Below are 22,672 nucleotides of genomic sequence, written 5' to 3'. Positions count from 1 at the left end.
ATATAATAGAGTTAAGGGGAAGGGTTGGATTCTAGGTGGCAAAACGAAAAACGAAATATGTCTGTCAGGATTGTGGATATGAATCTGCAAAATGGATGGGAAAATGCCCAGGTTGTCATAACTGGAATACATTAGTAGAAGAAATAGAGGCATCAAACACAAGAAGTAGACAAACATTTAGTGGAGTAACTACATCTGGGAGTAAACCAGAAAAAATCACAACAATAGAATCACAAAAAGAGCCCCGAATTACAACTAACTTGAATGAATTCAATCGTGTTCTAGGTGGCGGAATTGTACCAGGTTCACTAGCACTAATTGGAGGAGATCCGGGAATTGGAAAATCAACACTACTTCTCCAGGTATCCTCTCAATTGGCAGATAAATCGTTACCTGTTCTTTATATTTCAGGTGAGGAATCAACAAGACAAACGAAACTACGTGCAGATCGACTAGGTGTTAAATCTGATTTACTGTATGTGTTATCTGAAACAAATTTATTGGATATCACAAATCAAATTGAGCAATTAAATCCTTCCCTAGTCATTATTGATTCCATTCAAACGATTTTTCGTGAAGAGGTCACTAGTGCACCGGGGAGTGTATCGCAGGTGCGTGAGTGTACGAGTGAATTAATGCGTATTGCCAAAACGAGTGGTATTCCAATTTTTATTGTTGGACATGTAACAAAAGAAGGAGCAATTGCGGGGCCAAGGTTATTGGAGCATATGGTCGATGCGGTGCTATATTTTGAAGGCGAAAGACACCATACGTACCGAATATTGCGAGGGGTAAAGAACCGATTTGGTAGTACGAATGAAATGGGCATTTTTGAAATGAAGGAAGAGGGATTACGAGAGGTGATGAACCCTTCCGAAATATTTTTAGAGGAACGGTCTCAAGGGGCTTCAGGGTCAACTGTAGTAGCTTCCATGGAAGGGACAAGACCTGTGTTAGTTGAAATCCAAGCACTTATTGCACCTACTAGCTATGGGAACCCACGTAGAATGGCTACGGGAATTGATCAAAATCGGGTACCGCTATTAATGGCCGTACTTGAAAAACGGGTGGGATTAATGTTACAAACTTCAGATGCATACATTAAAGTAGCGGGAGGAGTTAAACTAGATGAACCTGCAATTGATCTAGCGATTGCGGTTAGTATAACGTCAAGCTTTCGAGATCAACCAACAAGACCCGATGATATCTTCATTGGTGAAGTTGGCTTAACAGGTGAAATCAGGCGCGTATCTCGTATTGAACAGCGGGTACAGGAAGCAGCAAAGCTTGGGTTTAAACGTGTAATATGTCCACAAAACAACTTAGATGGTTGGTCTGTTCCAGAGGGTGTTCAAGTAATTGGAGTAAAATCAGTAAAAGAAGCTTTGGAAACTGGTTTAGCGAGATAAATGGACTACTAGATCATGAGAAAATTGTCGAAAATTAACTAAAATAAATTGACAACAGTATATTAGTGTGATAGAATTTTTCGTTTACACAATTGAATGTTTGTAGGACCTATGCTATTATTTAGGTTATACCATCTTTTAATTTGAAAATAATGGTTATTATTTTAATGAATAGGTAATAATAATGGATAGGAGGTGAGGGTGGTGCTGAAAAAAATAGTACATCTGTTTTTTATCATAACAGGCGGTACCATTGGGTATTTATATATACCAGATATTATTCATTTGTTAAATTTTACTGATGCAGCATGGGTGGCATCCCCGTATTTAGGATCTGTTTTAGGTGCAATAATATTATTTTTCCTTTCGTATTGGATAGCAGATTATATAGTAGATTTTTTAAGATGGGTCGAAGAAGGCCTTGTAAAAATACCTGTGGGTGATCTGCTTTTTGGTAGTTTAGGATTAATTATCGGTCTTGTTATTGCTTATTTAGCAAATATACCATTACAAACTATCGATATTGAGTTTGTATCTAAAGTGATTCCGTTATTTATTACTATTTTATTAGGATATTTTGGTTTCCAAGTAGGTTTCAGACGACGTGATGAATTTGTGAATTTATTAAATATAAATAAAAAAGAACGAGACAAAAAACGAGCAAGTACAGATCAGGAAAACAGTGATTTACTTATTCCAAAGCCTAAAATCCTAGATACAAGTGTTATTATTGATGGAAGAGTAGCTGATATTTGTCAAACAAGTTTCTTAGAGGGAACTATTATTATTCCTCAGTTTGTGTTAGGGGAACTGCAACATATTGCCGACTCATCCGATGTTTTGAAGCGGAACAGAGGACGGCGAGGATTAGACGTATTAAATCGTATCCAAAAAGAACTTCCAGTGAAGGTTGAAATCTATGAAGGTGATTTCGAGGATATTCCTGAAGTTGATAGTAAGTTGATTAAGTTAGCAAAAGTAATTAACGGTATAGTAGTAACAAATGATTTTAACTTAAATAAAGTTTGTGATTTACAAGGTGTTTCCGTATTAAATATTAATGATTTGGCAAATGCAGTCAAACCAGTTGTATTGCCTGGTGAAGAGTTAATGGTTCAAGTTATTAAAGACGGAAAAGAGCAAAACCAAGGGATTGCGTATTTGGACGATGGAACAATGATCGTTGTAGAAGAAGGTAGAAATTATATCGGTAAAACGATTGAAGTACTTATAACTAGTGTCTTACAAACTTCTGCCGGTCGAATGATCTTCGCCAAACCAAAATTACTTGAAAAAGCATTGTAAAAAGGGTATAACTTATAGTGGATATAAAAAGTGATAACAGTTAATGTTATCGCTTTTTGTTATAATAATACAATAGTTATTTATAAGGCTATTTTCACATAGTTTGTTGCTATATTGGTAAAACCTGTTGTTACTAAGCGGTTTATATCAATTATTAACAAGTATTCATAATCTAGAAAAGCAACATGCTTAAAAACAGCTAGTACAAATTAAATCTTCTTGAAGGGAAGGATTCAATTATGGCAAATGAAGTTCGAGTTCGCTATGCGCCAAGTCCAACTGGACACTTACATATTGGGAATGCGCGTACAGCCCTCTTTAATTATCTATATGCAAAACATTTTGATGGAAAGTTTATTATACGTATTGAAGACACAGACGATAAAAGAAATGTAGAAGGTGGAGAAGAAAGTCAGTTAAAGTTTCTAAAATGGCTTGGCGTAAATTGGGACGAGGGTGCTGATGTTGGTGGCGAATATGGTCCTTATCGTCAAATGGAACGACTAGAGATCTATCAAAAATACATTGATGAATTACTAGAACGAGGATTAGCATATAAGTGCTATATGACTTCAGAAGAATTAGAGCGGGAACGTGAAGAACAATTAGCCAATGGTCAAACACCGAAGTATTCTGGAGCGCATCGTGATTTAACCGGTGAGCAAATTGCTGCGTTTGAAGCAGAAGGAAGAAAACCTAGTATCCGCTTCCGTGTACCTGAAAACAAGACATATGTATTTAATGATATTGTCCGTGACAATATTACGTTTGAATCTGCTGATTTTGGAGATTGGGTAATCGTGAAGCAAAATGGCATTCCAACATATAATTTCGCAGTAGCAATTGATGACCATTTAATGCAGATCACGCATGTACTTCGAGGGGAAGAACATATTTCCAACACACCTAAACAGATGATGGTTTATGATGCATTTGACTGGTCTCCGCCACAATTTGGGCATATGACGTTAATTTTAAACGAAGAACGAAAGAAATTAAGTAAACGTGACCAACATATATTACAATTTATTGGGCAATACCATAATTTAGGTTATCTGCCGGAAGCCCTATTTAATTTCATTGCTCTACTAGGTTGGTCTCCAGTTGGCGAAGAGGAGATCTTTGACCAAGAGACATTAATTAATATATTTGATCCGGAACGGTTAACTACCTCACCAGCTATTTTTGATGCGCAAAAATTAAAATGGATGAACAATGAGTATATCAAGGCTTCAGAACTAGAAAAGGTAATTGACTTAGCTTTACCTCATTTAATCGATGCAGGTAAACTTCCTAAAAACATGGATGACAAAACGAGAAGCTGGGCAGAGAATGTTATATCTTTATATCGCGAACAATTACGTTATGGACAGGAAATTGTTGAACTAACCGAGTTATTCTTCAATCAAGAAATTAAGTATGATGAGGCTGCAAAAGAAGTATTGGCAGAAGAACAAGTACCTGAAGTGTTACAAGTATTTACGGATAAATTAATTCATTTAGATGAATTTAATAAAGATACGATAAAAGCACAATTCAAAGCGACACAAAAAGAAACTGGTCATCGTGGGAAGAAATTATTTATGCCAATTCGTGTAGCAACTACTGGACAAACCCATGGGCCAGAATTACCTTTTGCTATTGAACTGTTAGGAAAAGAAGTTATTCTGAAACGTTTGGATGCATTATTAAAAGATTTAGGAGCTTAATCTTTTCACATTCTTGGGAATATGTAATATAGTAGTAATACAATATGGAACGTTGAAAAGGGAAAGTAGGAGCGGTCTTACTCATCCAGAGAGAGTCACCATCGGCTGGGAGTGACTCTGGGTATCCGTTTCGAAGTGCCCCTTGGAGTCCGTTATGGAACTTTAGGTATTCCCTATTAGTACATAATGGCGGTCAAAACTCTACCGTTATCAGAGGATAAGTTGGGAAGGACCTTGTTTATCAAGGTAATTTCAAACAGAGTGGAACCGCGCAAAAGCGTCTCTGTGTTTTTAACACAGGGGCGTTTTTGCGTTAACTTCGTGAAAAGGAGGTTCAATATGGGGATTTTTAAACGTATGAAAGAAGACATGGATGTTGTATTTGAACAGGATCCAGCTGCAAGAACTTATGTTGAAGTTTTCTTAACTTATTCTGGATTACATGCTGTATGGTCACATCGTCTAGCTCATGTTTTTTATAAACGAAAGTTATTTTTTATCGCACGTGCCATCTCACAAATTAGTCGCTTTTTTACAGGAATCGAAATTCATCCAGGAGCTCAAATGGGGCGACGAGTATTTATTGATCATGGGATGGGTGTAGTCATAGGTGAAACATGTGAAATTGGAAACAACGTCACCATTTTTCAAGGAGTAACATTAGGTGGAACTGGGAAAGAAAAAGGTAAACGACATCCAACCGTCAAAGATAATGCGCTTATTGCCTCTGGGGCGAAAGTGCTAGGGTCTATAACAATAGGAGAAAGTGCAAAAATAGGAGCGGGTTCCGTTGTACTAAAAGATGTACCTGATCATTCAACCGTTGTAGGGATACCTGGTAAGGTCGTTGTGCAAAATGGGTATAAAGTAAGACGTGATTTAGATCATCATAAACTACCAGATCCTATAGAAGATAGATGTTCCCAATTACAAAATGAAATTGAAGCACTAAAAGAAGAAATTATGGAGCTAAAGGAAGGGAAAGCAAATGACAATATCCATTTATAATACTGTATCTCGTGAAAAAGAGCCGTTTAAACCATTACATGAAGATAAAGTAAGTATGTATGTATGTGGACCGACTGTATATAACTATATTCATATTGGAAATGCACGTCCTGCAATTGTTTTTGATACGGTCAGAAGATATTTTGAATATAAAGGGTACACGGTTGATTATGTACTAAATTTCACGGATGTAGATGATAAAATCATTAGAACGGCAAATGATTTAGGAGAAGATGTATTTCAGGTTGCTAACCGTTTTATTGATGCCTATCTAGAAGATATAGAAACGTTAGGTGTCAAAAAAGCGACGTATAATCCTCGTGTAACCGAAACGATGGAGGACATTATTTCGTTTATTGATGGGTTAGTCCAAAAAGGTTATGCGTATGAAGCAGACGGTGATGTATATTTTAAACCACGAGCTTTTGAAGACTATGGTAAATTATCACATCAGTCAATTGATGAACTTCGATCTGGAGCAAGAATTCAAGTTGGTGAGAAAAAAGAAGATCCACTAGACTTTGCCTTGTGGAAGGGTGCGAAAGAGGGAGAAATTGCTTGGGACTCACCTTGGGGGAAAGGAAGACCGGGTTGGCATATTGAATGCTCCGCAATGGCCAAAAAATATCTTGGCGATACAATTGATATTCATGCCGGTGGACAGGATTTAACGTTTCCACATCATGAAAATGAAATTGCTCAGTCAGAGGCATTAAACGAAAAAACATTCGCTAACTATTGGATGCACAATGGGTATATTAATATTGATAATGAAAAGATGTCAAAATCACTTGGCAACTTTGTGTTAACAAGAGAATTAATAGCAAAACATGATCCGCAAGTGCTTCGATTCTTTATGCTTAGCGTACATTATCGTAATCCGATTAATTTTTCGGAAGAACTTTTGAATTCTGCACAAAATAGCTTAGAGCGAGTGAAAACAGCTTATTACAACTTGGGTCATCGAAAAGCGATGAGTACGGGTATAGATACAAAGGCGGATGATTGGCTAGAGAAGATTCAATCGTTCACAAACCGCTTTGAAGCAGAAATGGATGATGATTTTAATACAGCGAATGCTATCTCTGTATTATTTGATCTAACGAAAGAAGCAAATGTTTATCTGCAATTAAATCATACTTCAAAACATGTAATAGAAGCATTTCAGGAAGTGATTCTTACATTGCTTCACGTACTAGGTATTTCTCTTGAGGAAGAGAAGGAGTTATTGGATGAAGATATTGAGGCGTTAATTCAAGAAAGAAATGAAGCGCGTAAGGACCGAAATTTTGCACGAGCAGATGAAATTAGAGATATGTTAAAGGAACAAAACATTATTTTAGAAGATACTCCTCAAGGTGTGCGTTGGAAAAGGGGCTAGAAAATGGATTTGGATGTTAAACAGATGAAGAGTCTGGCCCTTGCTTATATGGGCGATGCCATTTACGAGGTTTACGTTAGAGAGCATTTGTTACAAACTGGACAAATCAAACCACAGCAATTACATCAGCATGCTATAACGTTTGTCTCTGCTAAGGCACAGTCAGCAGTTATTTTAGATTGGCTAGAATCTGATTTCCTTTCAGAAGAGGAGAAAAGTGTAGTTAAACGTGGAAGAAATGCTAAGTCTGGATCTGTACCAAAGAATACAAGTGTCCAAACATATCGTTATAGCACTGCTTTTGAAGCGTTAATTGGCTATCATTATTTATTAAAAAATGAAAACAGGCTATTGGAATTGCTTGAAAAAGCGGTACAGCATTTAGAAGGGAGAAAACCATAGTGGACCAAGAAATGATCATTGGAAAAAACCCGGTAATAGAAGCGTTGAAATCAGGACGGTCAGTTAATAAAGTATTGCTATCAGAACAATTAAATACAAATGTGCAAGGTAAGCTCGTCCAGTTAGGGAAATCGGCGGGTACTATCGTTCAAAAGGTACCAAAAAACAAACTAGATCGATTGACGAATGACAATCATCAAGGTGTTATAGCATATGTTGCCTCATATCAATATGCAGATGTAGAGGATTTGTTTGCGAAGGCAGAAGCTAAAAATGAGGATCCTTTCTTTATTATCTTGGATGAATTAGAAGACCCTCATAATTTAGGGTCCATATTGCGAACAGCAGATGCGGCGGGTGTTCACGGTGTGATTATTCCTAAACGTAGATCAGTTGGATTAACTGCGACTGTTGCCAAAACAGCTGCCGGTGCTATGGAACATGTACCTGTTGCTCGTGTGACGAATATAGCTAATACGATTGATGAACTAAAACAACGAAACGTTTGGGTAGTTGGTACAGAAGCGGAAGCTACAGAGGACTATCGTAAACTGGATGGTATGATTCCTGTTGCACTAGTTATTGGAAATGAAGGTAAGGGAATGAGTCGTTTAGTTAAAGAAAAGTGTGATTGGACAGTGAGTCTTCCAATGGAAGGTAAGGTTTCCTCGCTAAACGCCTCGGTTGCTTGTAGCTTGTTGTTGTACGAAGTGTACCGAAAAAGGCACCCTATGGGTGAGTGATGATGGTTGTATTAGTAGTTGACGGCTATAATATTATTGGAGATTGGGAAGAATTAAAAAGGCTGAAGGAAAAAGATATTGGACAAGCTAGGGACCGGTTAATTGAATTAATGGCCGAATATCAGGCATATTCTGGGAATCGAATAATACTTGTGTTTGATGCCTATTATGTGCGTGGAATGGAAAGTAAGTTAAAGCAGCATAAGGTGGAGGTAATTTATACAAAGGAAAAAGAAACGGCGGATGAATGCATTGAACGACTAGTTAAAAAGGTAAAAAATATCAAAACACAAGTATACGTTGCAACTTCTGATTATGCTGAACAAAGAACAATCTTTGGACAGGGTGCATTGCGTAAGTCAGCTCGTGAACTGCAAATTGAAATGGATAATATTGAAAGAGAAATCGAAGCAAATGTAGAGGTTCACAAAAATAATAGACCACAATCCAAAATAGCGTTAAATGAAGAAATTCTAGAAAAATTCGAAAAATGGCGACGAGGGGACATCTGAGTTTGTTCTCCCCTTGTTAATTAGTAGTTGAGGCTGTTGAGTTATTGAAGCGCTTACTGTATAATAGATTATATTTACAACTGTGTGTGTAAAGTAGGGGGCATTGTGGGTGGACATCAAGCAGAAGATTCTCAAAAATAAAAATATACAAACGCTTGATGATGATGAAGTAATCCGCTTGATTCATCAAGGAGATAAGCAAGCTTTGGATTTTTTAATAGATAAATACAAAAATTTTGTCCGCGCAAAAGCAAGAACCTATTTCTTAATAGGTGCAGATAAAGAAGATATTATTCAAGAAGGAATGATTGGACTCTATAAGGCGATTCGAGATTATGATGGAGAAAAACTATCATCCTTTAAAGCATTTGCTGAGCTATGTATTACCAGACAGATTATCACTGCAATTAAAACGGCCACTAGACAAAAGCATATTCCGCTTAATTCATATGTTTCGTTGGACAAGCCGATTTATGATGAAGAATCGGATCGTACATTGTTGGATGTTATAGCGGGTTCAAAAGCAATTGATCCTCAAGAGTTACTGGTAAACAGGGAAAAATTTGGAGATATGGAAATAAAATTATCAGAATTATTGAGCGAATTTGAAAGAGATGTGCTTCACCTTTACTTGGACGGTCGCTCTTATCAAGAGATATCAGACGAGTTAAAAAGACATGTAAAATCAGTAGATAACGCCCTTCAACGGGTGAAACGGAAGCTAGAACAGCTACTTGATACAAAAGAAGTAAACTTATAAAGCGAAACTTAAATAAGTGGAAGACTTACCGCCCGTCACATGTGGAAAAAATTAGTTTTAGTATGCATTTGTTTCTCGTTTTACGTATGAGATGAAAGTCCCGTTGACACTTGTGGACAACCATGCTACATTTATATGAGAAAAACCCTTAATGGGGTGAAAACGATGACTAAGAAAATTACTTTAGCGTGTGCGATTTGCTCCAGTAGAAATTATACTACAAATAAAAATGTGTCCACACATTCTACACGGTTAGAAGTACGGAAATACTGTAAGACTTGTGGGAAACATACATTGCATCGCGAAACGAAATAAACGCATTCTTCGGGTAGAGTTTGGGGAGGGTACAAAATGTTTAAATTCCTTAAAAATGTATCTCGTGAAATGAAAAAAGTTAGTTGGCCTAAAGGTAGGGAACTAACTAGTTATACAATCACTGTTATTGCAACAGTTGTATTTGTAGCGGTTTTCTTCGCGATCATTGATCAGTTAATAACATTGGTCTTAAATTTATTTTAATGCTATTATTTGAATAATTACATGATATGTATGTTATAATGTAAATGAATAAGCGAGTAATATTTCAAAAACCCGGGGAACCATCGGGTTTTTTTAGTATCTTTTATTTAAGTTATTCTCGTGATTTGTGTTGATTATCTTTTTCAAAATTAATATAAACTGCGACGTATAGCAGAGTGATACTTTTTTGTATTAAAACAACAATCTTCTAGAAAAAGCATTATTTAATACGTAACCGTATAAATGCAAATATTTAGATCAAAATCCATAAATAAGTAAAACTTATCCAAAGGGAGGGAAGGGCAGCGTAGATTGTCCTGTAATCATGGAAAAAAATTGGTATGTTGTTCATACATATTCTGGGTATGAAAATAAAGTAAAGACAAATTTAGAAAAACGCGTGGAAACAATGGGGATGGAAGATAAAATCTTTCGAGTTATTGTTCCAGAAGATGAAGAAGCAGAAATTAAAAACGGTAAGAAAAAAATTGTTAAGAAAAAAGTGTTTCCAGGCTATGTATTAGCTGAAATGATTATGACAGATGATTCTTGGTATGTTGTGCGTAATACGCCGGGAGTAACTGGATTTATTGGGTCAAGTGGTGGGGGTACGAAACCTACACCTTTATTACCAGATGAAGTTGACACTATTCTTAAACGGATGGGTATGGCTGAGCCTGTTGTACAAATTGATTTCGAATTAAAAGAAAGTGTTCGAGTCACGGATGGGCCATTCTCCAACTTCACGGGAACTATTGAGTATATTGACATAGATAAACAAAAAGTGAAAGTTCATGTAAACATGTTTGGTAGAGAGACCCCAGTAGAGCTTGATTTTTCACAAATTGAAAAATTATAATGTAAATTAGCTTGAGAATGAACTTGCATTATTTCTTTATTCATGCTAAAATTCTTTTGTTATTCATGCCCTCGAAATTTGAGGGATAATGGCTAAATATGAGTGGGAGGGGCAAATAAAAAAATCCCCTATTACCACATCACGGACTTTAAGGAGGTGTGTCTCGTGGCTAAAAAAGTAATCAAATTAGTTAAACTGCAAATTCCAGCTGGTAAAGCTAACCCAGCACCACCAGTAGGACCAGCTTTAGGTCAAGCAGGTGTTAATATCATGGGATTCTGTAAGGAATTTAACGCACGTACGCAAGATCAAGCGGGTATGATTATTCCGGTTGAAATTACAGTGTTTGAAGACCGTTCATTTACTTTTATTACTAAAACTCCACCTGCAGCTATATTGCTTAAAAAAGCAGCTGGTATTGAAACTGCATCAGGTGAGCCGAACCGTAATAAAGTTGCGACTTTAAAGCGTGACAAAGTAAAAGAAATCGCAGAAACAAAAATGCAAGATCTGAATGCCGCTGACGTAGAAGCAGCGATGCGCATGGTTGAAGGAACTGCGCGTAGCATGGGTATTGTAATCGAAGACTAATACTCATAACAATTCTGAATAAATAAGGTTGCGGTGATGAGGGAATTTTCATTCGCGCAACCTTTTTCATGAATATGATTCACTGTTAGGTTTAATCTATAGATGAGTCATTTCGCGAGCTTTATAAAAGCGGTCTTTGCTTTTATAAGTGGGAGGTATTACCGTTATAACCACATTAGAGGAGGAAATTAATAATGGCTAAAAGAGGTAAAAACTATCAAGAAGCTGCAAAGCTTGTTGAACGTTCAAAAGCATATGATATAAAGGAAGCTGTTACTTTATTAAAAGAAACAGCAAAAGCAAAATTCGACGAAACGGTTGAAGTTGCATTTCGTTTAGGTGTTGATCCTAAGAAAGCGGACCAACAAATCCGTGGAGCAATGGTTTTACCACATGGTACTGGTAAAACACAACGCGTTCTAGTATTCGCTAAAGGCGATAAATTGAAAGAGGCAGAAGCAGCTGGAGCTGATTATGTAGGAGATCAAGATTTAATTAGTAAAATCAACCAAGGTTGGTTTGACTTTGATGTAATCGTTGCTACTCCTGACATGATGGCTGAAGTTGGTAAACTTGGTCGTGTATTAGGACCTAAAGGTTTAATGCCAAACCCTAAAACAGGAACAGTTACTTTTGAAGTTGAAAAAGCTGTTAAAGAAATTAAAGCTGGTAAAGTAGAGTACCGTGTAGATAAGCAATCAAATGTACACGTACCAATTGGTAAAATTTCATTTGATAATGAAAAACTAGTTGAAAACTTTGAAGCTTTAATTGAAACAATTGTAAAAGTGAAACCACAAGCAGCTAAAGGGATTTATATCAAGAATGTTTCTGTAACATCTACTATGGGCCCTGGAATTAAAGTGGATTCTTCAAATTACCGTTAATTGGTAGTTGACTTTTCAGAGGCTATTCGTTATACTAAGTTTCGTTATGAATTGAATACGTTGTACCGTAGACAGTAGGTGCGAATGATCGCTTAATATCCTGCCGAGGTGTTTAATAATAAATGCAACTTTCTTGTGTTTAGTTAAGCCTCCATGTCTACATGGAGGCTTTTATAATACTTGAGCTCGAACGGTATAATGGATAAAACTACGGGAGGTGGAACAATGTCTAAAGTTATCGAACAGAAAAAACAAGTTGTTCAAGAGATTGCTGATAAATTACGTGAAAGCCAATCAACTTTATTAGTTGATTATCGTGGACTTGATGTAGCTGAAGTAACACAATTACGTAAAGAACTTCGTGAAGCTGGCGTTGAATTCAAAGTGTATAAAAACACAATGGCTCGTCGTGCAGCAGAGGATGTAAACTTGGGCGAATTGAATGAATTATTAGTTGGACCTACTGCGATCGCGTTTAGTAAAGAAGACGTAGTAGCACCTGCGAAAATCCTAAATAATTTCGCAAAAGATCATGATGCATTAGAGATCAAAGCTGGTGTAATTGAAGGTAAAATGGCTACTCTTGATCAAATTAAAGAGCTTGCAGATCTACCAAACTACGAAGGTATGGTTTCAATGCTACTCAGCGTATTACAAGCACCTATGCGAAACTTTGCATATGCTACAAAAGCTATTGCGGAACAAAAAGAAGAGCAAGGCGCGTAAGTTAAATAATCAATTATGTGTTTCGATCATATAAAAAATCAATTATAAAAATTAGGAGGAAATAAAAATGACTAAAGAGCAAATTATCGATGCTATTAAAGAAATGTCTGTATTAGATTTAAACGATTTAGTAAAAGCAATTGAAGAAGAATTCGGTGTAACTGCTGCAGCACCTGTTGCTGTTGCTGGTGGAGCTGCTGGTGGAGACGCTGCTGCTGAACAAACTGAATTTGATGTAGTTCTAGAAAGTGCTGGAGCTTCAAAAATCAAAGTAGTTAAAGCTGTACGTGAAGCAACTGGTCTTGGACTAAAAGACGCTAAGGAATTAGTAGATAACGCTCCAAAAGCAATTAAAGAAGGCGTTTCTAAAGAAGAAGCTGAAGAGCTTAAAGGTAAGCTAGAAGAAGCTGGAGCATCTGTAGAAGTTAAATAATTAATTTTATTCAAAGAGGAGCTCGTCGTTTTTTTTCGGCGGGCTCTATACTTACACATTAATTCTTCTCTAACTATTATGAACAAAGTAGGTGCCCAAATGTCTGAGCATTACTTTTCACAAAAACCCCAATCAAAAAGTTCACCCAAGACATGGAATTATCAATTAAGAGAAAAAAACTATACCTTTACTAGTGATGTTGGTGTGTTTTCGAAGAATGAAGTAGACTTTGGCTCCAAATTACTAATTGAACAATTTGAAGCCCCCAATGTTCAAGGTGATATCCTTGATATGGGATGTGGATACGGTCCAATTGGCATTGCTTTAGCTGATTGTTTCCCGGGTAGGACAATTGTTATGGCGGATGTAAATGAGCGAGCCTTGGAATTAGCGGCTCAAAATGCGAATCATAATGAAGTGAATAACACCTTATTTGTTAAAAGTGACCAGTTTTCTGAGTTGGAAGGTCGATCTTTTGCGGCAATCCTAACGAATCCACCTATTCGAGCGGGTAAAAAAGTCGTTCATGGGATATTTGAAGAAAGTAAAAAATCGTTGTTATCTGGTGGAGAATTATGGGTTGTTATTCAAAAAAAGCAAGGTGCTCCGTCGGCGAAAGAGAAACTAGAAGATTTATTTGAAGAAGTTCAAGTTGTTGCTCGAGATAAAGGCTATTTTATTTTGCGGGCTATTAAATGATTGACTTGAGTAGAATGATTATGATAACATAATAAAATGCTAACATGGGACTTCCTTTGTCAAGAGGAATTTTTATGAAATGTATAAATCATTGGTATTCGGAAACACTAATAAAATCGACAATGGGACGTTTTCTGCTAGTATTTCCCTGTACATATGGTTTCTTGAGGGGTTTGAAAATCTATTCTATTTTAAAATGATAACCCATTATCATTGGTATGGCAAGAGTGATTTTAAAACCTTATAGCGTTTTATATATTTCTTAGTAGTTTTGTAACAAACAAAGGTTATAGTTTATAGACCTTTTTATTGGCGTTTCCAAAAGCGTTAATAACAAGGTTATATCATGGCCCTGTGTTAATTAACTAAGTGATTTATTTAGAGGGGTTAATTCCTGAGGTTGCTATTCTTAGGTTTAAGTTCTCTGAAAATATTATAGAAGTTTTTCATGTGAAGAATACATTAATTCACAGAACAAAATATGCATGATTTGAGAGGTGAAGCAGTTGACAGGTCAACTAGTTCAGTATGGACGGCACCGGCAGCGCAGAAGCTATGCGCGTATTAGTGAAGTGTTAGAATTACCAAATCTTATCGAAATCCAAACCGCTTCATATGATTGGTTTTTAGAAGAGGGTTTGCGAGAAATGTTCCAAGACATTTCACCAATTGAAGATTTCACAGGAAACCTATCATTAGAGTTTGTGGATTACAGTTTAGGTGATCCGAAATATCCTGTTGATGAATCAAAGGAAAGAGATGTTACGTACAATGCCCCACTTCGTGTGAAAGTTCGTTTGATAAATAACGAGACAGGTGAAGTGAAAGAGCAGGAAGTGTTCATGGGTGATTTTCCGCTTATGACAGCCACGGGTACCTTTGTTATTAATGGTGCAGAGCGGGTAATTGTTTCCCAATTAGTACGTTCGCCAAGTGTTTACTTTAATGAAAAAGTAGATAAAAATGGTAAAAGAGGTGTTGCTGCAACTGTCATCCCAAATCGTGGTGCATGGTTGGAGTTTGAAACGGATGCCAAAGATGTAGCTTATGTACGTATTGACCGTACACGTAAGCTCCCAATCACCGTGCTATTACGCGCACTAGGCTTCGGTTCAGATCAAGAAATCATTGATCTAATCGGTGATAACGAATACCTCATTAACACACTAGAAAAAGACAACACAGAAACAACTGAAAAAGCATTGCTAGAAATATATGAGCGTCTACGCCCAGGTGAACCACCGACTGTAGAAAACGCGAAGAGTTTATTGGTTTCACGCTTTTTCGATCCAAAAAGATACGATCTTGCACATGTAGGTCGTTATAAAATGAATAAGAAATTACACATTAAGAATCGTTTATTCAATCAAGTGTTAGCTGAAACTGTTGTAGACCCTGAAACGGGTGAAGTTTTAGCTCAAAAAGGAGATAAATTAGAGCGTAAACTGCTAGATAAGATAATCCCTTACCTTGATAACGATGATGAAATTCTTGGTGAAAGAATATTTGAACCGCAAGATGGCGTATTGGATGACCCTGTTCGTCTTCAGTCCATTAAGATTGTTGATCCAACAGACCCAAGCGGAGAAAAAGAACTAAATGTTATTGGAAATGCCAATGTTGAAACTGGCGTTAAGAATATTACGCCTGCTGACATTCTTTCTTCTATAAGCTATTTCTTTAACTTGCTTCATCGAGTTGGAGATACGGATGATATCGATCATCTTGGTAATCGTAGACTCCGCTCGGTTGGGGAGTTATTACAAAACCAATTCCGTATTGGACTTTCCCGTATGGAGCGTGTTGTTAGAGAGCGCATGTCCATTCAGGATACATCGAGTGTAACGCCGCAACAATTAATTAACATTCGTCCTGTAATAGCATCTATCAAGGAATTCTTTGGTAGTTCCCAGCTATCGCAATTTATGGATCAAACAAATCCATTGGCAGAGTTAACGCATAAACGTCGTTTATCTGCACTAGGACCTGGAGGATTAACACGTGAACGTGCTGGTTTTGAGGTGCGCGACGTTCACTATTCTCACTATGGACGTATGTGTCCGATTGAAACACCTGAGGGACCGAACATCGGGTTAATTAACTCGTTATCTAGTTATGCGAAAGTCAATAAGTTTGGATTTATTGAAACACCATACCGACGAGTTGACCCAGAAACAGGAAAGGTAACTGCGCAAATCGATTACCTTACTGCCGATGAAGAGGATAATTATGTCGTAGCACAAGCGAATGCGAGATTGCTTGATGATGGTAGTTTTGAAGATGATGAAGTAATTTCCCGTTTCCGAGGAGAAAACACAGTCGTATCTCGCGACCGTATCGACTATATGGATGTATCGCCGAAACAGGTTGTTTCAGCGGCAACAGCATGTATTCCGTTCTTAGAAAACGATGACTCAAACCGCGCATTGATGGGTGCAAACATGCAACGTCAAGCAGTGCCATTGCTTAAACCACAAGCGCCCCTTGTTGGTACTGGTATGGAATATGTATCAGGAAAAGACTCTGGAGCAGCTGTGATTTGTCAGAACGCTGGTATTGTTGAACGAGTGGAAGCAAAACAGGTTCATGTTCGACGTGTTACAGAAGTGGATGGAAAAGAAGTAAAAGGCGATGTAGATCGCTATAAACTTCAAAAGTTTATCCGTTCTAACCAAGGAACTTGTTATAATCAGCGCCCAATCGTTAGTGAAGGTGACCGAGTTACTAAAGGTGAAATTTTAGCAGATGGTCCTTCCATGGAAGATGGAGAACTAGCATTAGGACAAAACGTTCTTGTTGGGTTTATGACCTGGGAAGGTTATAACTACGAGGATGCAATCATCATGAGTGAAAGACTTGTGAAAGATGATGTTTATACTTCTATCCATATTGAAGAATATGAATCGGAAGCTCGTGATACGAAACTTGGACCTGAAGAAATTACGAGAGATATACCAAATGTTGGTGAAGAAGCTCTTAAAAATCTTAATGAACAAGGGATTATTCGAGTGGGAGCGGAAGTTACTGACGGAGATATCCTGGTTGGTAAAGTAACACCTAAAGGAGTAACAGAATTATCTGCGGAAGAACGTCTACTTCATGCTATTTTTGGAGAAAAAGCACGTGAAGTACGCGATACTTCACTTCGCGTTCCACACGGCGCGGGCGGTATCGTTCTAGATGTTAAAGTATTTAACCGCGAAGATGGTGATGAATTACCACCAGGTGTTAATGAATTAGTTCGTGTTTATATTGTCCAAAAACGTAAAATTCATGAAGGAGATAAGATGGCTGGTCGTCACGGGAACAAAGGGGTAATATCTAGAATTTTACCTGAAGAAGACATGCCTTTCTTACCAGATGGCACACCTATCGATATTATGCTTAACCCATTAGGGGTTCCTTCTAGAATGAACATTGGGCAGGTTCTTGAATTACATTTAGGAATGGCCGCAAGAGAACTAGGTATTCATGTAGCATCCCCTGTATTTGACGGTGCTCGAGAAGAAGATGTATGGGGTACATTAGAAGAAGCTGGAATGTCTCGTGACGCTAAAACAGTTCTTTATGATGGAAGAACGGGTGAACCATTCGACAACCGCGTGTCTGTTGGTGTAATGTATATGATTAAACTAGCTCACATGGTTGATGATAAACTTCACGCTCGTTCAACTGGTCCATACTCACTTGTTACACAGCAACCACTTGGTGGTAAAGCACAATTTGGTGGTCAGCGTTTTGGGGAAATGGAAGTATGGGCGTTAGAGGCCTATGGTGCAGCGTATACCCTACAAGAAATTTTAACAGTTAAGTCGGATGACGTTGTAGGACGTGTTAAAACATACGAGTCGATTGTTAAGGGGGATAATGTCCCAGAACCAGGGGTGCCTGAATCATTTAAAGTACTCATTAAGGAATTACAAAGTCTAGGAATGGACGTAAAAATGCTCTCAAGTAATGAATCAGAAATTGAGATGCGTGAACTAGAAGACGAAGAAACGCAAGCAGCGAGCAAGTTGAATATTGAAGTAGAAGAAAACTAGAACCATAATTAGTTTCTATAAAGAGCAGAGGATAAAAATTGTATTTTTATCCTCCCTCTATAAAATAAATGGATTGGTAAAAACGCACATTAAAAGGGAGGTATACCCTTGCTAGATGTAAACAACTTTGAGTATATGAAGATAGGCTTAGCTTCACCAGAGAAAATTAGATCTTGGTCTTTCGGCGAGGTAAAAAAACCAGAAACAATTAATTATCGTACATTAAAACCAGAAAAAGATGGTTTGTTTTGTGAACGAATCTTTGGTCCACAAAAAGACTGGGAATGTCATTGTGGTAAATACAAAAGAGTACGTTATAAAGGGGTAGTTTGTGACAGATGTGGTGTTGAAGTCACAAAAGCAAAAGTACGTCGTGAACGAATGGGACATATTGAGCTTGCTGCACCGGTATCACATATTTGGTACTTTAAAGGTATTCCGAGTCGTATGGGACTAGTCTTAGACATGTCGCCACGTGCGCTGGAGGAAGTTATTTACTTTGCTGCATATGTCGTTACTGACCCTGGGAGTACACCATTAGAGAAAAAACAACTGTTGTCTGAAAAAGAGTATCGTGCTTATTACGATAAATATGGAGCAACATTTAAAGCACAAATGGGCGCAGAAGCAATTCGTAAGCTATTACAAGATGTAGATCTTGATAACGAAGTAGATGCACTCAAGGAAGAATTGAAAACAGCACAAGGACAAAGAAGAACTAGAGCAATTAAACGTCTTGAGGTTCTGGAATCGTTCCGTAACTCTGGAAACGAAACATCTTGGATGATTTTAGATGTTCTTCCGGTAATTCCACCAGAAATTCGTCCGATGGTTCAGCTTGATGGTGGGCGTTTTGCAACTTCGGATTTAAATGATCTGTACCGTCGTGTTATCAATCGTAACAATCGACTTAAACGATTGTTAGATCTTGGTGCACCGAGCATTATCGTGCAAAACGAGAAACGTATGCTCCAAGAAGCGGTTGATGCATTAATTGATAATGGTAGACGTGGTCGTCCAGTGACTGGACCAGGAAATCGTCCACTAAAATCTTTATCTCACATGCTAAAAGGGAAGCAAGGTCGTTTCCGTCAAAACCTATTAGGAAAACGTGTGGATTACTCCGGTCGTTCCGTTATCGTTGTTGGACCACATTTAAAAATGTATCAGTGTGGTCTGCCGAAAGAAATGGCTCTAGAGCTATTTAAGCCGTTTATTATGAAGGAATTAGTTGAAAGAGGAATTGCTCATAATATCAAATCGGCAAAACGTAAAATTGAACGCGTTCATCCAGATGTTTGGGGTGTGTTGGAAGAGGTCATTAAAGAGCATCCAGTGTTGCTTAACCGTGCACCTACATTACACAGACTGGGAATTCAAGCATTTGAGCCTACATTAGTGGAAGGTCGGGCAATTCGTTTGCATCCATTAGTATGTACTGCTTATAACGCAGACTTTGATGGTGACCAAATGGCTGTGCACGTTCCGTTATCTGCTGAAGCACAAGCAGAAGCTAGAATTCTAATGCTAGCCGCTCAGAACATTTTAAATCCAAAAGACGGTAAACCTGTTGTTACACCGTCACAGGACATGGTTTTAGGAAACTATTACTTAACCATGGAGCGCGAAGAAGCGTTCGGCGAAGGTGCCGTGTTTAAAGATACTAGCGAAGCATTGCTAGCTTATCAAAATGGTTATGTTCATTTGCATACAAGAGTTGCTGTTCAAGCATCAAGCTTAAACAACAAAACGTTTACCGAAAAACAACAGAATCAATTGCTGTTAACAACGGTCGGAAAACTAATTTTCAATGAAATATTGCCAGAATCGTTCCCATATATTAACGAACCGACAAAAGAAAACTTAGAAATCCGTACTCCGGAAATGTATTTTGTTGAAAATGGAACAAATATTAGAGAAGAAATTAAGAAACGAGATACAATTAAGCCGTTTAAAAAAGGCTTCTTAGGTGATATTATCGCCGAAGTATTTAAACGATTTAAGATTAGTGAAACTTCAAAAATGCTTGACCGCATGAAGGATCTAGGATTTAGCTACTCTACGAAAGCTGGTATGACTGTAGGGGTATCTGATATCGTTGTATTAGCAGAAAAAGAGAAGATTCTAGTAGAAGCACAAACGAAGGTAGATAATGTATTGAAGCAATTCCGTCGTGGTCTGATTACAGAAGAGGAAAGATACGATAGAGTAATTGCGATCTGGTCACAAGCTAAAGACACTATTCAAGATAAATTAATGCAATCCCTAGATCACCGCAATCCAATCTTCATGATGAGTGATTCAGGTGCAAGGGGTAACGCATCAAACTTCACACAGCTAGCAGGTATGCGTGGTTTAATGGCCAACCCAGCTGGTCGTATCATCGAGTTACCTATTAAATCTAGTTTCCGCGAAGGCTTAACCGTGTTAGAATACTTTATTTCAACACATGGTGCTCGTAAAGGATTAGCGGATACAGCACTGAAAACTGCTGACTCAGGTTACTTGACACGCCGTCTTGTAGATGTTGCGCAAGATGTTATCGTACGCGAAACAGATTGTGGAACAGACCGAGGCTTAACGGTTGCTGCACTAATGGATGGCTCTGAGTTGATAGAACCGTTGCTTGACCGACTAATTGGTCGTACGGCATTTGAAGATGTTCGTCACCCAGAAACCAATGAAGTTATTGTCGCATATGATACTGTTATCTCAGAGGATCAAGCGAAAGAAGTTGTTGAATCTGGTGTTGAACAAGTGACGATCCGAACAGTATTTACATGTAATACAAATCATGGTGTTTGTAAAAAATGTTATGGTCGTAACTTAGCTACAGGTTCAGAGGTTGAAGTTGGAGAAGCTGTTGGTATTATTGCTGCTCAATCAATCGGTGAGCCAGGAACACAGCTTACAATGCGTACATTCCATACAGGTGGTGTTGCTGGAGACGATATTACACAAGGTCTTCCGCGTATCCAAGAACTGTTTGAGGCACGTAATCCAAAAGGGCAAGCAATTATTAGTGAGATTCATGGAACAGTTCATGAAGTCGTTGAAGTCAAAGATAAACAAGAAATTGTTGTTCAAGGTGACGTTGAGTCGCGTTCATACGCGGTTCCATACAATGCTCGCTTAAAAGTGTCTGTCGGAGACGAAGTGATTGCTGGTCAAGAACTAACAGAAGGTTCAGTGGATCCAAAAGCACTGCTACGTGTTCAAGGTGTAGAAGGTGTTCAAGATTACATCCTGCGTGAAGTTCAACGCGTATATCGTATGCAAGGTGTTGAAATCGGTGATAAGCACGTAGAGGTAATGGTACGTCAAATGCTACGTAAAATCAGGGTTATAGACTCTGGTGATACAGAAGTATTACCTGGATCTCTACTAGAAATTCACCAGTTCAAGGATGCCAATAAAAATGTGTTGGTTGAAGGTGAACAGCCTGCTGTTGGTAAACCAGTACTACTTGGAATTACAAAAGCATCTCTTGAAACAGATTCCTTCTTATCTGCTGCATCGTTCCAAGAAACAACTAGAGTTCTTACAGATGCTGCAATTAAAGGAAAACGTGATGAATTATTAGGATTAAAAGAAAATGTCATTATCGGAAAACTTGTTCCTGCAGGTACGGGTATGCAACGATACCGTAATATAGAAGTACCGGTTGAGGAAGTCGAAGAAAATGACGTAGAAGAAGTAGAACAACAACCAGTTCAGTAGTGTTAGGTTTGTTGAAACAAGTAAATATATCGGAAGCACTGTAAAAAACTTTCCTTAAAAATTATCAAAATTGAGTTGACAATAAAATGCGAGTTTGATAATATATTCAAGGTGCTTCCGATTCATTCTTGTTACTTTGGAGGATATGAGTAAATGTCTTATGAGAAAGTGACGCAATTACAGTCAAATGTAATTATCGGAACAAAACAAACACTTAAGGCTATGAAAAATGGCGAAATAAGTGAAGTGTATGTTGCGGATGATGCTGATCAGCAAATAACACGAAAAGTACAGGATTTAGCTAAAGCGCTGGATATACCGTGTCAGTGCGTTGACTCCAAGAAAAAATTAGGTATCGCATGTGGTATAGATGTTGGCGCATCAACAGTAGCAATAAAAAAAGATGGTTTTGGCGACTAAATCGCTAAAGCTTTGTTTTTGCCCAAAGATGAACCGCCTGGATGTGTGGGTTTACAAAAGGGCTTGCTAGTTTTGTTTTCTATTTATATTTAATTTTATCAACGAGGAAGGAGGAACATCATTATGCCTACAATCAACCAGCTTGTACGTAAAGGCCGTGTGAGTAAAACAAGAAAATCTGACTCACCAGCACTTAACAAAGGGTACAACAGCTTCAAAAAGTCTTTGACTGACGAAAGCTCACCACAAAAACGTGGAGTATGTACTCGTGTTGGTACATTGACACCGAAAAAACCGAACTCAGCACTTCGTAAATATGCACGTGTTCGTTTGTCTAACAACATGGAGGTAACTGCATACATTCCTGGAATTGGACACAACCTACAAGAACACAGTGTGGTATTAATTCGTGGTGGTCGTGTAAAAGATTTACCGGGGGTTCGTTATCATATCGTTCGTGGCGCACTAGATACTGCAGGAGTAGATGGTCGCATGCAAGGACGTTCAAAATACGGAACGAAAAGACCTAAAAAATAAGCTTTAAGA

General features: G+C 37.9%; 21 protein-coding genes and 2 other annotated features. All 21 genes read left to right on the top strand.

Annotated features, from left to right (window positions below; genetic code table 11):
• Window positions 1-35 precede the first annotated feature (35 nt).
• The 21 genes from radA to rpsL all read left to right on the top strand — a co-directional run bounded on the left by radA (window position 36) and on the right by rpsL (window position 22,663).
• Window positions 36-1,409, top strand: a complete 1,374-nt coding sequence (gene radA, locus ACFSTA_RS19925; protein WP_377558583.1) for a DNA repair protein RadA — start codon at window positions 36-38, stop codon at window positions 1,407-1,409.
• Between the two features lie 204 nt (window positions 1,410-1,613).
• Window positions 1,614-2,714 (top strand): PIN/TRAM domain-containing protein, encoded by a 1,101-nt coding sequence (locus tag ACFSTA_RS19920; RefSeq protein WP_377558582.1) that lies wholly within the window; start codon window positions 1,614-1,616, stop codon window positions 2,712-2,714.
• Between the two features lie 239 nt (window positions 2,715-2,953).
• Entirely contained in the window at window positions 2,954-4,423 is a 1,470-nt protein-coding gene (gene gltX, locus ACFSTA_RS19915) for a glutamate--tRNA ligase (protein WP_377558581.1), read from the top strand.
• 43 nt (window positions 4,424-4,466) lie between these two features.
• Window positions 4,467-4,711, top strand: a binding site (T-box leader).
• A 51-nt stretch (window positions 4,712-4,762) separates the two neighbouring features.
• Window positions 4,763-5,431, top strand: a complete 669-nt coding sequence (cysE, locus tag ACFSTA_RS19910) for a serine O-acetyltransferase (RefSeq protein WP_377558580.1) — start codon at window positions 4,763-4,765, stop codon at window positions 5,429-5,431.
• On the top strand, window positions 5,412-6,812 hold the full coding sequence (cysS, locus tag ACFSTA_RS19905; RefSeq protein ID WP_377558579.1) for a cysteine--tRNA ligase: 1,401 nt from the start codon (window positions 5,412-5,414) through the stop codon (window positions 6,810-6,812). The genes cysE and cysS overlap by 20 nt, the downstream gene beginning before the upstream one ends.
• Window positions 6,813-6,815: 3 nt before the next feature.
• Complete coding sequence (locus tag ACFSTA_RS19900) at window positions 6,816-7,214, top strand: Mini-ribonuclease 3 (protein ID WP_377558578.1); 399 nt, start codon at window positions 6,816-6,818, stop codon at window positions 7,212-7,214.
• On the top strand, window positions 7,214-7,957 hold the full coding sequence (gene rlmB / locus ACFSTA_RS19895) for a 23S rRNA (guanosine(2251)-2'-O)-methyltransferase RlmB (RefSeq protein WP_377558577.1): 744 nt from the start codon (window positions 7,214-7,216) through the stop codon (window positions 7,955-7,957). Before ACFSTA_RS19900 ends, rlmB begins: the two co-directional genes overlap by 1 nt.
• Before the next feature lie 2 nt (window positions 7,958-7,959).
• Window positions 7,960-8,469 carry an NYN domain-containing protein gene (locus ACFSTA_RS19890; protein WP_377558576.1) on the top strand — a complete coding sequence of 170 codons (510 nt, stop codon included), beginning with the start codon at window positions 7,960-7,962 and terminating at the stop codon, window positions 8,467-8,469.
• A gap of 127 nt (window positions 8,470-8,596) precedes the next feature.
• Window positions 8,597-9,229 (top strand): RNA polymerase sporulation sigma factor SigH, encoded by a 633-nt coding sequence (gene sigH / locus ACFSTA_RS19885; RefSeq protein ID WP_377558591.1) that lies wholly within the window; start codon window positions 8,597-8,599, stop codon window positions 9,227-9,229.
• Window positions 9,230-9,394: 165 nt separating this feature from the next.
• Complete coding sequence (rpmG, locus tag ACFSTA_RS19880) at window positions 9,395-9,544, top strand: 50S ribosomal protein L33 (protein WP_377558575.1); 150 nt, start codon at window positions 9,395-9,397, stop codon at window positions 9,542-9,544.
• Between the two features lie 36 nt (window positions 9,545-9,580).
• The gene (gene secE / locus ACFSTA_RS19875) at window positions 9,581-9,748 is read left to right on the top strand and encodes a preprotein translocase subunit SecE (RefSeq protein WP_377558574.1); all 168 of its coding nucleotides are present in this window, start codon (window positions 9,581-9,583) and stop codon (window positions 9,746-9,748) included.
• Between the two features lie 325 nt (window positions 9,749-10,073).
• Window positions 10,074-10,607: a transcription termination/antitermination protein NusG gene (gene nusG, locus ACFSTA_RS19870; protein ID WP_377558573.1), complete on the top strand. Its 534-nt coding sequence runs from the start codon at window positions 10,074-10,076 to the stop codon at window positions 10,605-10,607.
• Between the two features lie 165 nt (window positions 10,608-10,772).
• Window positions 10,773-11,198: a 50S ribosomal protein L11 gene (rplK, locus tag ACFSTA_RS19865; RefSeq protein ID WP_139177966.1), complete on the top strand. Its 426-nt coding sequence runs from the start codon at window positions 10,773-10,775 to the stop codon at window positions 11,196-11,198.
• Between the two features lie 194 nt (window positions 11,199-11,392).
• On the top strand, window positions 11,393-12,085 hold the full coding sequence (gene rplA / locus ACFSTA_RS19860) for a 50S ribosomal protein L1 (protein WP_377558572.1): 693 nt from the start codon (window positions 11,393-11,395) through the stop codon (window positions 12,083-12,085).
• A gap of 47 nt (window positions 12,086-12,132) precedes the next feature.
• Window positions 12,133-12,269 (top strand) — a sequence feature (ribosomal protein L10 leader region).
• A 41-nt stretch (window positions 12,270-12,310) separates the two neighbouring features.
• Complete coding sequence (gene rplJ / locus ACFSTA_RS19855) at window positions 12,311-12,811, top strand: 50S ribosomal protein L10 (protein ID WP_377558571.1); 501 nt, start codon at window positions 12,311-12,313, stop codon at window positions 12,809-12,811.
• A 67-nt stretch (window positions 12,812-12,878) separates the two neighbouring features.
• On the top strand, window positions 12,879-13,244 hold the full coding sequence (gene rplL, locus ACFSTA_RS19850; RefSeq protein WP_377558570.1) for a 50S ribosomal protein L7/L12: 366 nt from the start codon (window positions 12,879-12,881) through the stop codon (window positions 13,242-13,244).
• Between the two features lie 99 nt (window positions 13,245-13,343).
• The gene (locus tag ACFSTA_RS19845) at window positions 13,344-13,943 is read left to right on the top strand and encodes a class I SAM-dependent methyltransferase (RefSeq protein WP_377558569.1); all 600 of its coding nucleotides are present in this window, start codon (window positions 13,344-13,346) and stop codon (window positions 13,941-13,943) included.
• Window positions 13,944-14,449: 506 nt separating this feature from the next.
• Window positions 14,450-17,986 carry a DNA-directed RNA polymerase subunit beta gene (rpoB, locus tag ACFSTA_RS19840; RefSeq protein WP_377558568.1) on the top strand — a complete coding sequence of 1,179 codons (3,537 nt, stop codon included), beginning with the start codon at window positions 14,450-14,452 and terminating at the stop codon, window positions 17,984-17,986.
• Between the two features lie 108 nt (window positions 17,987-18,094).
• Entirely contained in the window at window positions 18,095-21,706 is a 3,612-nt protein-coding gene (gene rpoC / locus ACFSTA_RS19835) for a DNA-directed RNA polymerase subunit beta' (RefSeq protein ID WP_377558567.1), read from the top strand.
• 153 nt (window positions 21,707-21,859) lie between these two features.
• Window positions 21,860-22,126, top strand: coding sequence for a ribosomal L7Ae/L30e/S12e/Gadd45 family protein (locus tag ACFSTA_RS19830; RefSeq protein ID WP_377558566.1), 267 nt, complete (start codon window positions 21,860-21,862; stop codon window positions 22,124-22,126).
• 123 nt (window positions 22,127-22,249) lie between these two features.
• Entirely contained in the window at window positions 22,250-22,663 is a 414-nt protein-coding gene (gene rpsL / locus ACFSTA_RS19825) for a 30S ribosomal protein S12 (protein WP_377558565.1), read from the top strand.
• The last annotated feature ends 9 nt before the right edge of the window (window positions 22,664-22,672 follow it).

The sequence above is a fragment of the Ornithinibacillus salinisoli genome (assembly GCF_042684965.1).
Classification (GTDB): Bacteria; Bacillota; Bacilli; order Bacillales; family Amphibacillaceae; genus Ornithinibacillus; species Ornithinibacillus salinisoli.
The sequence above is the reverse complement of the archived record's forward strand: the minus strand, read 5'-3'. Positions and strand labels throughout refer to the sequence as shown.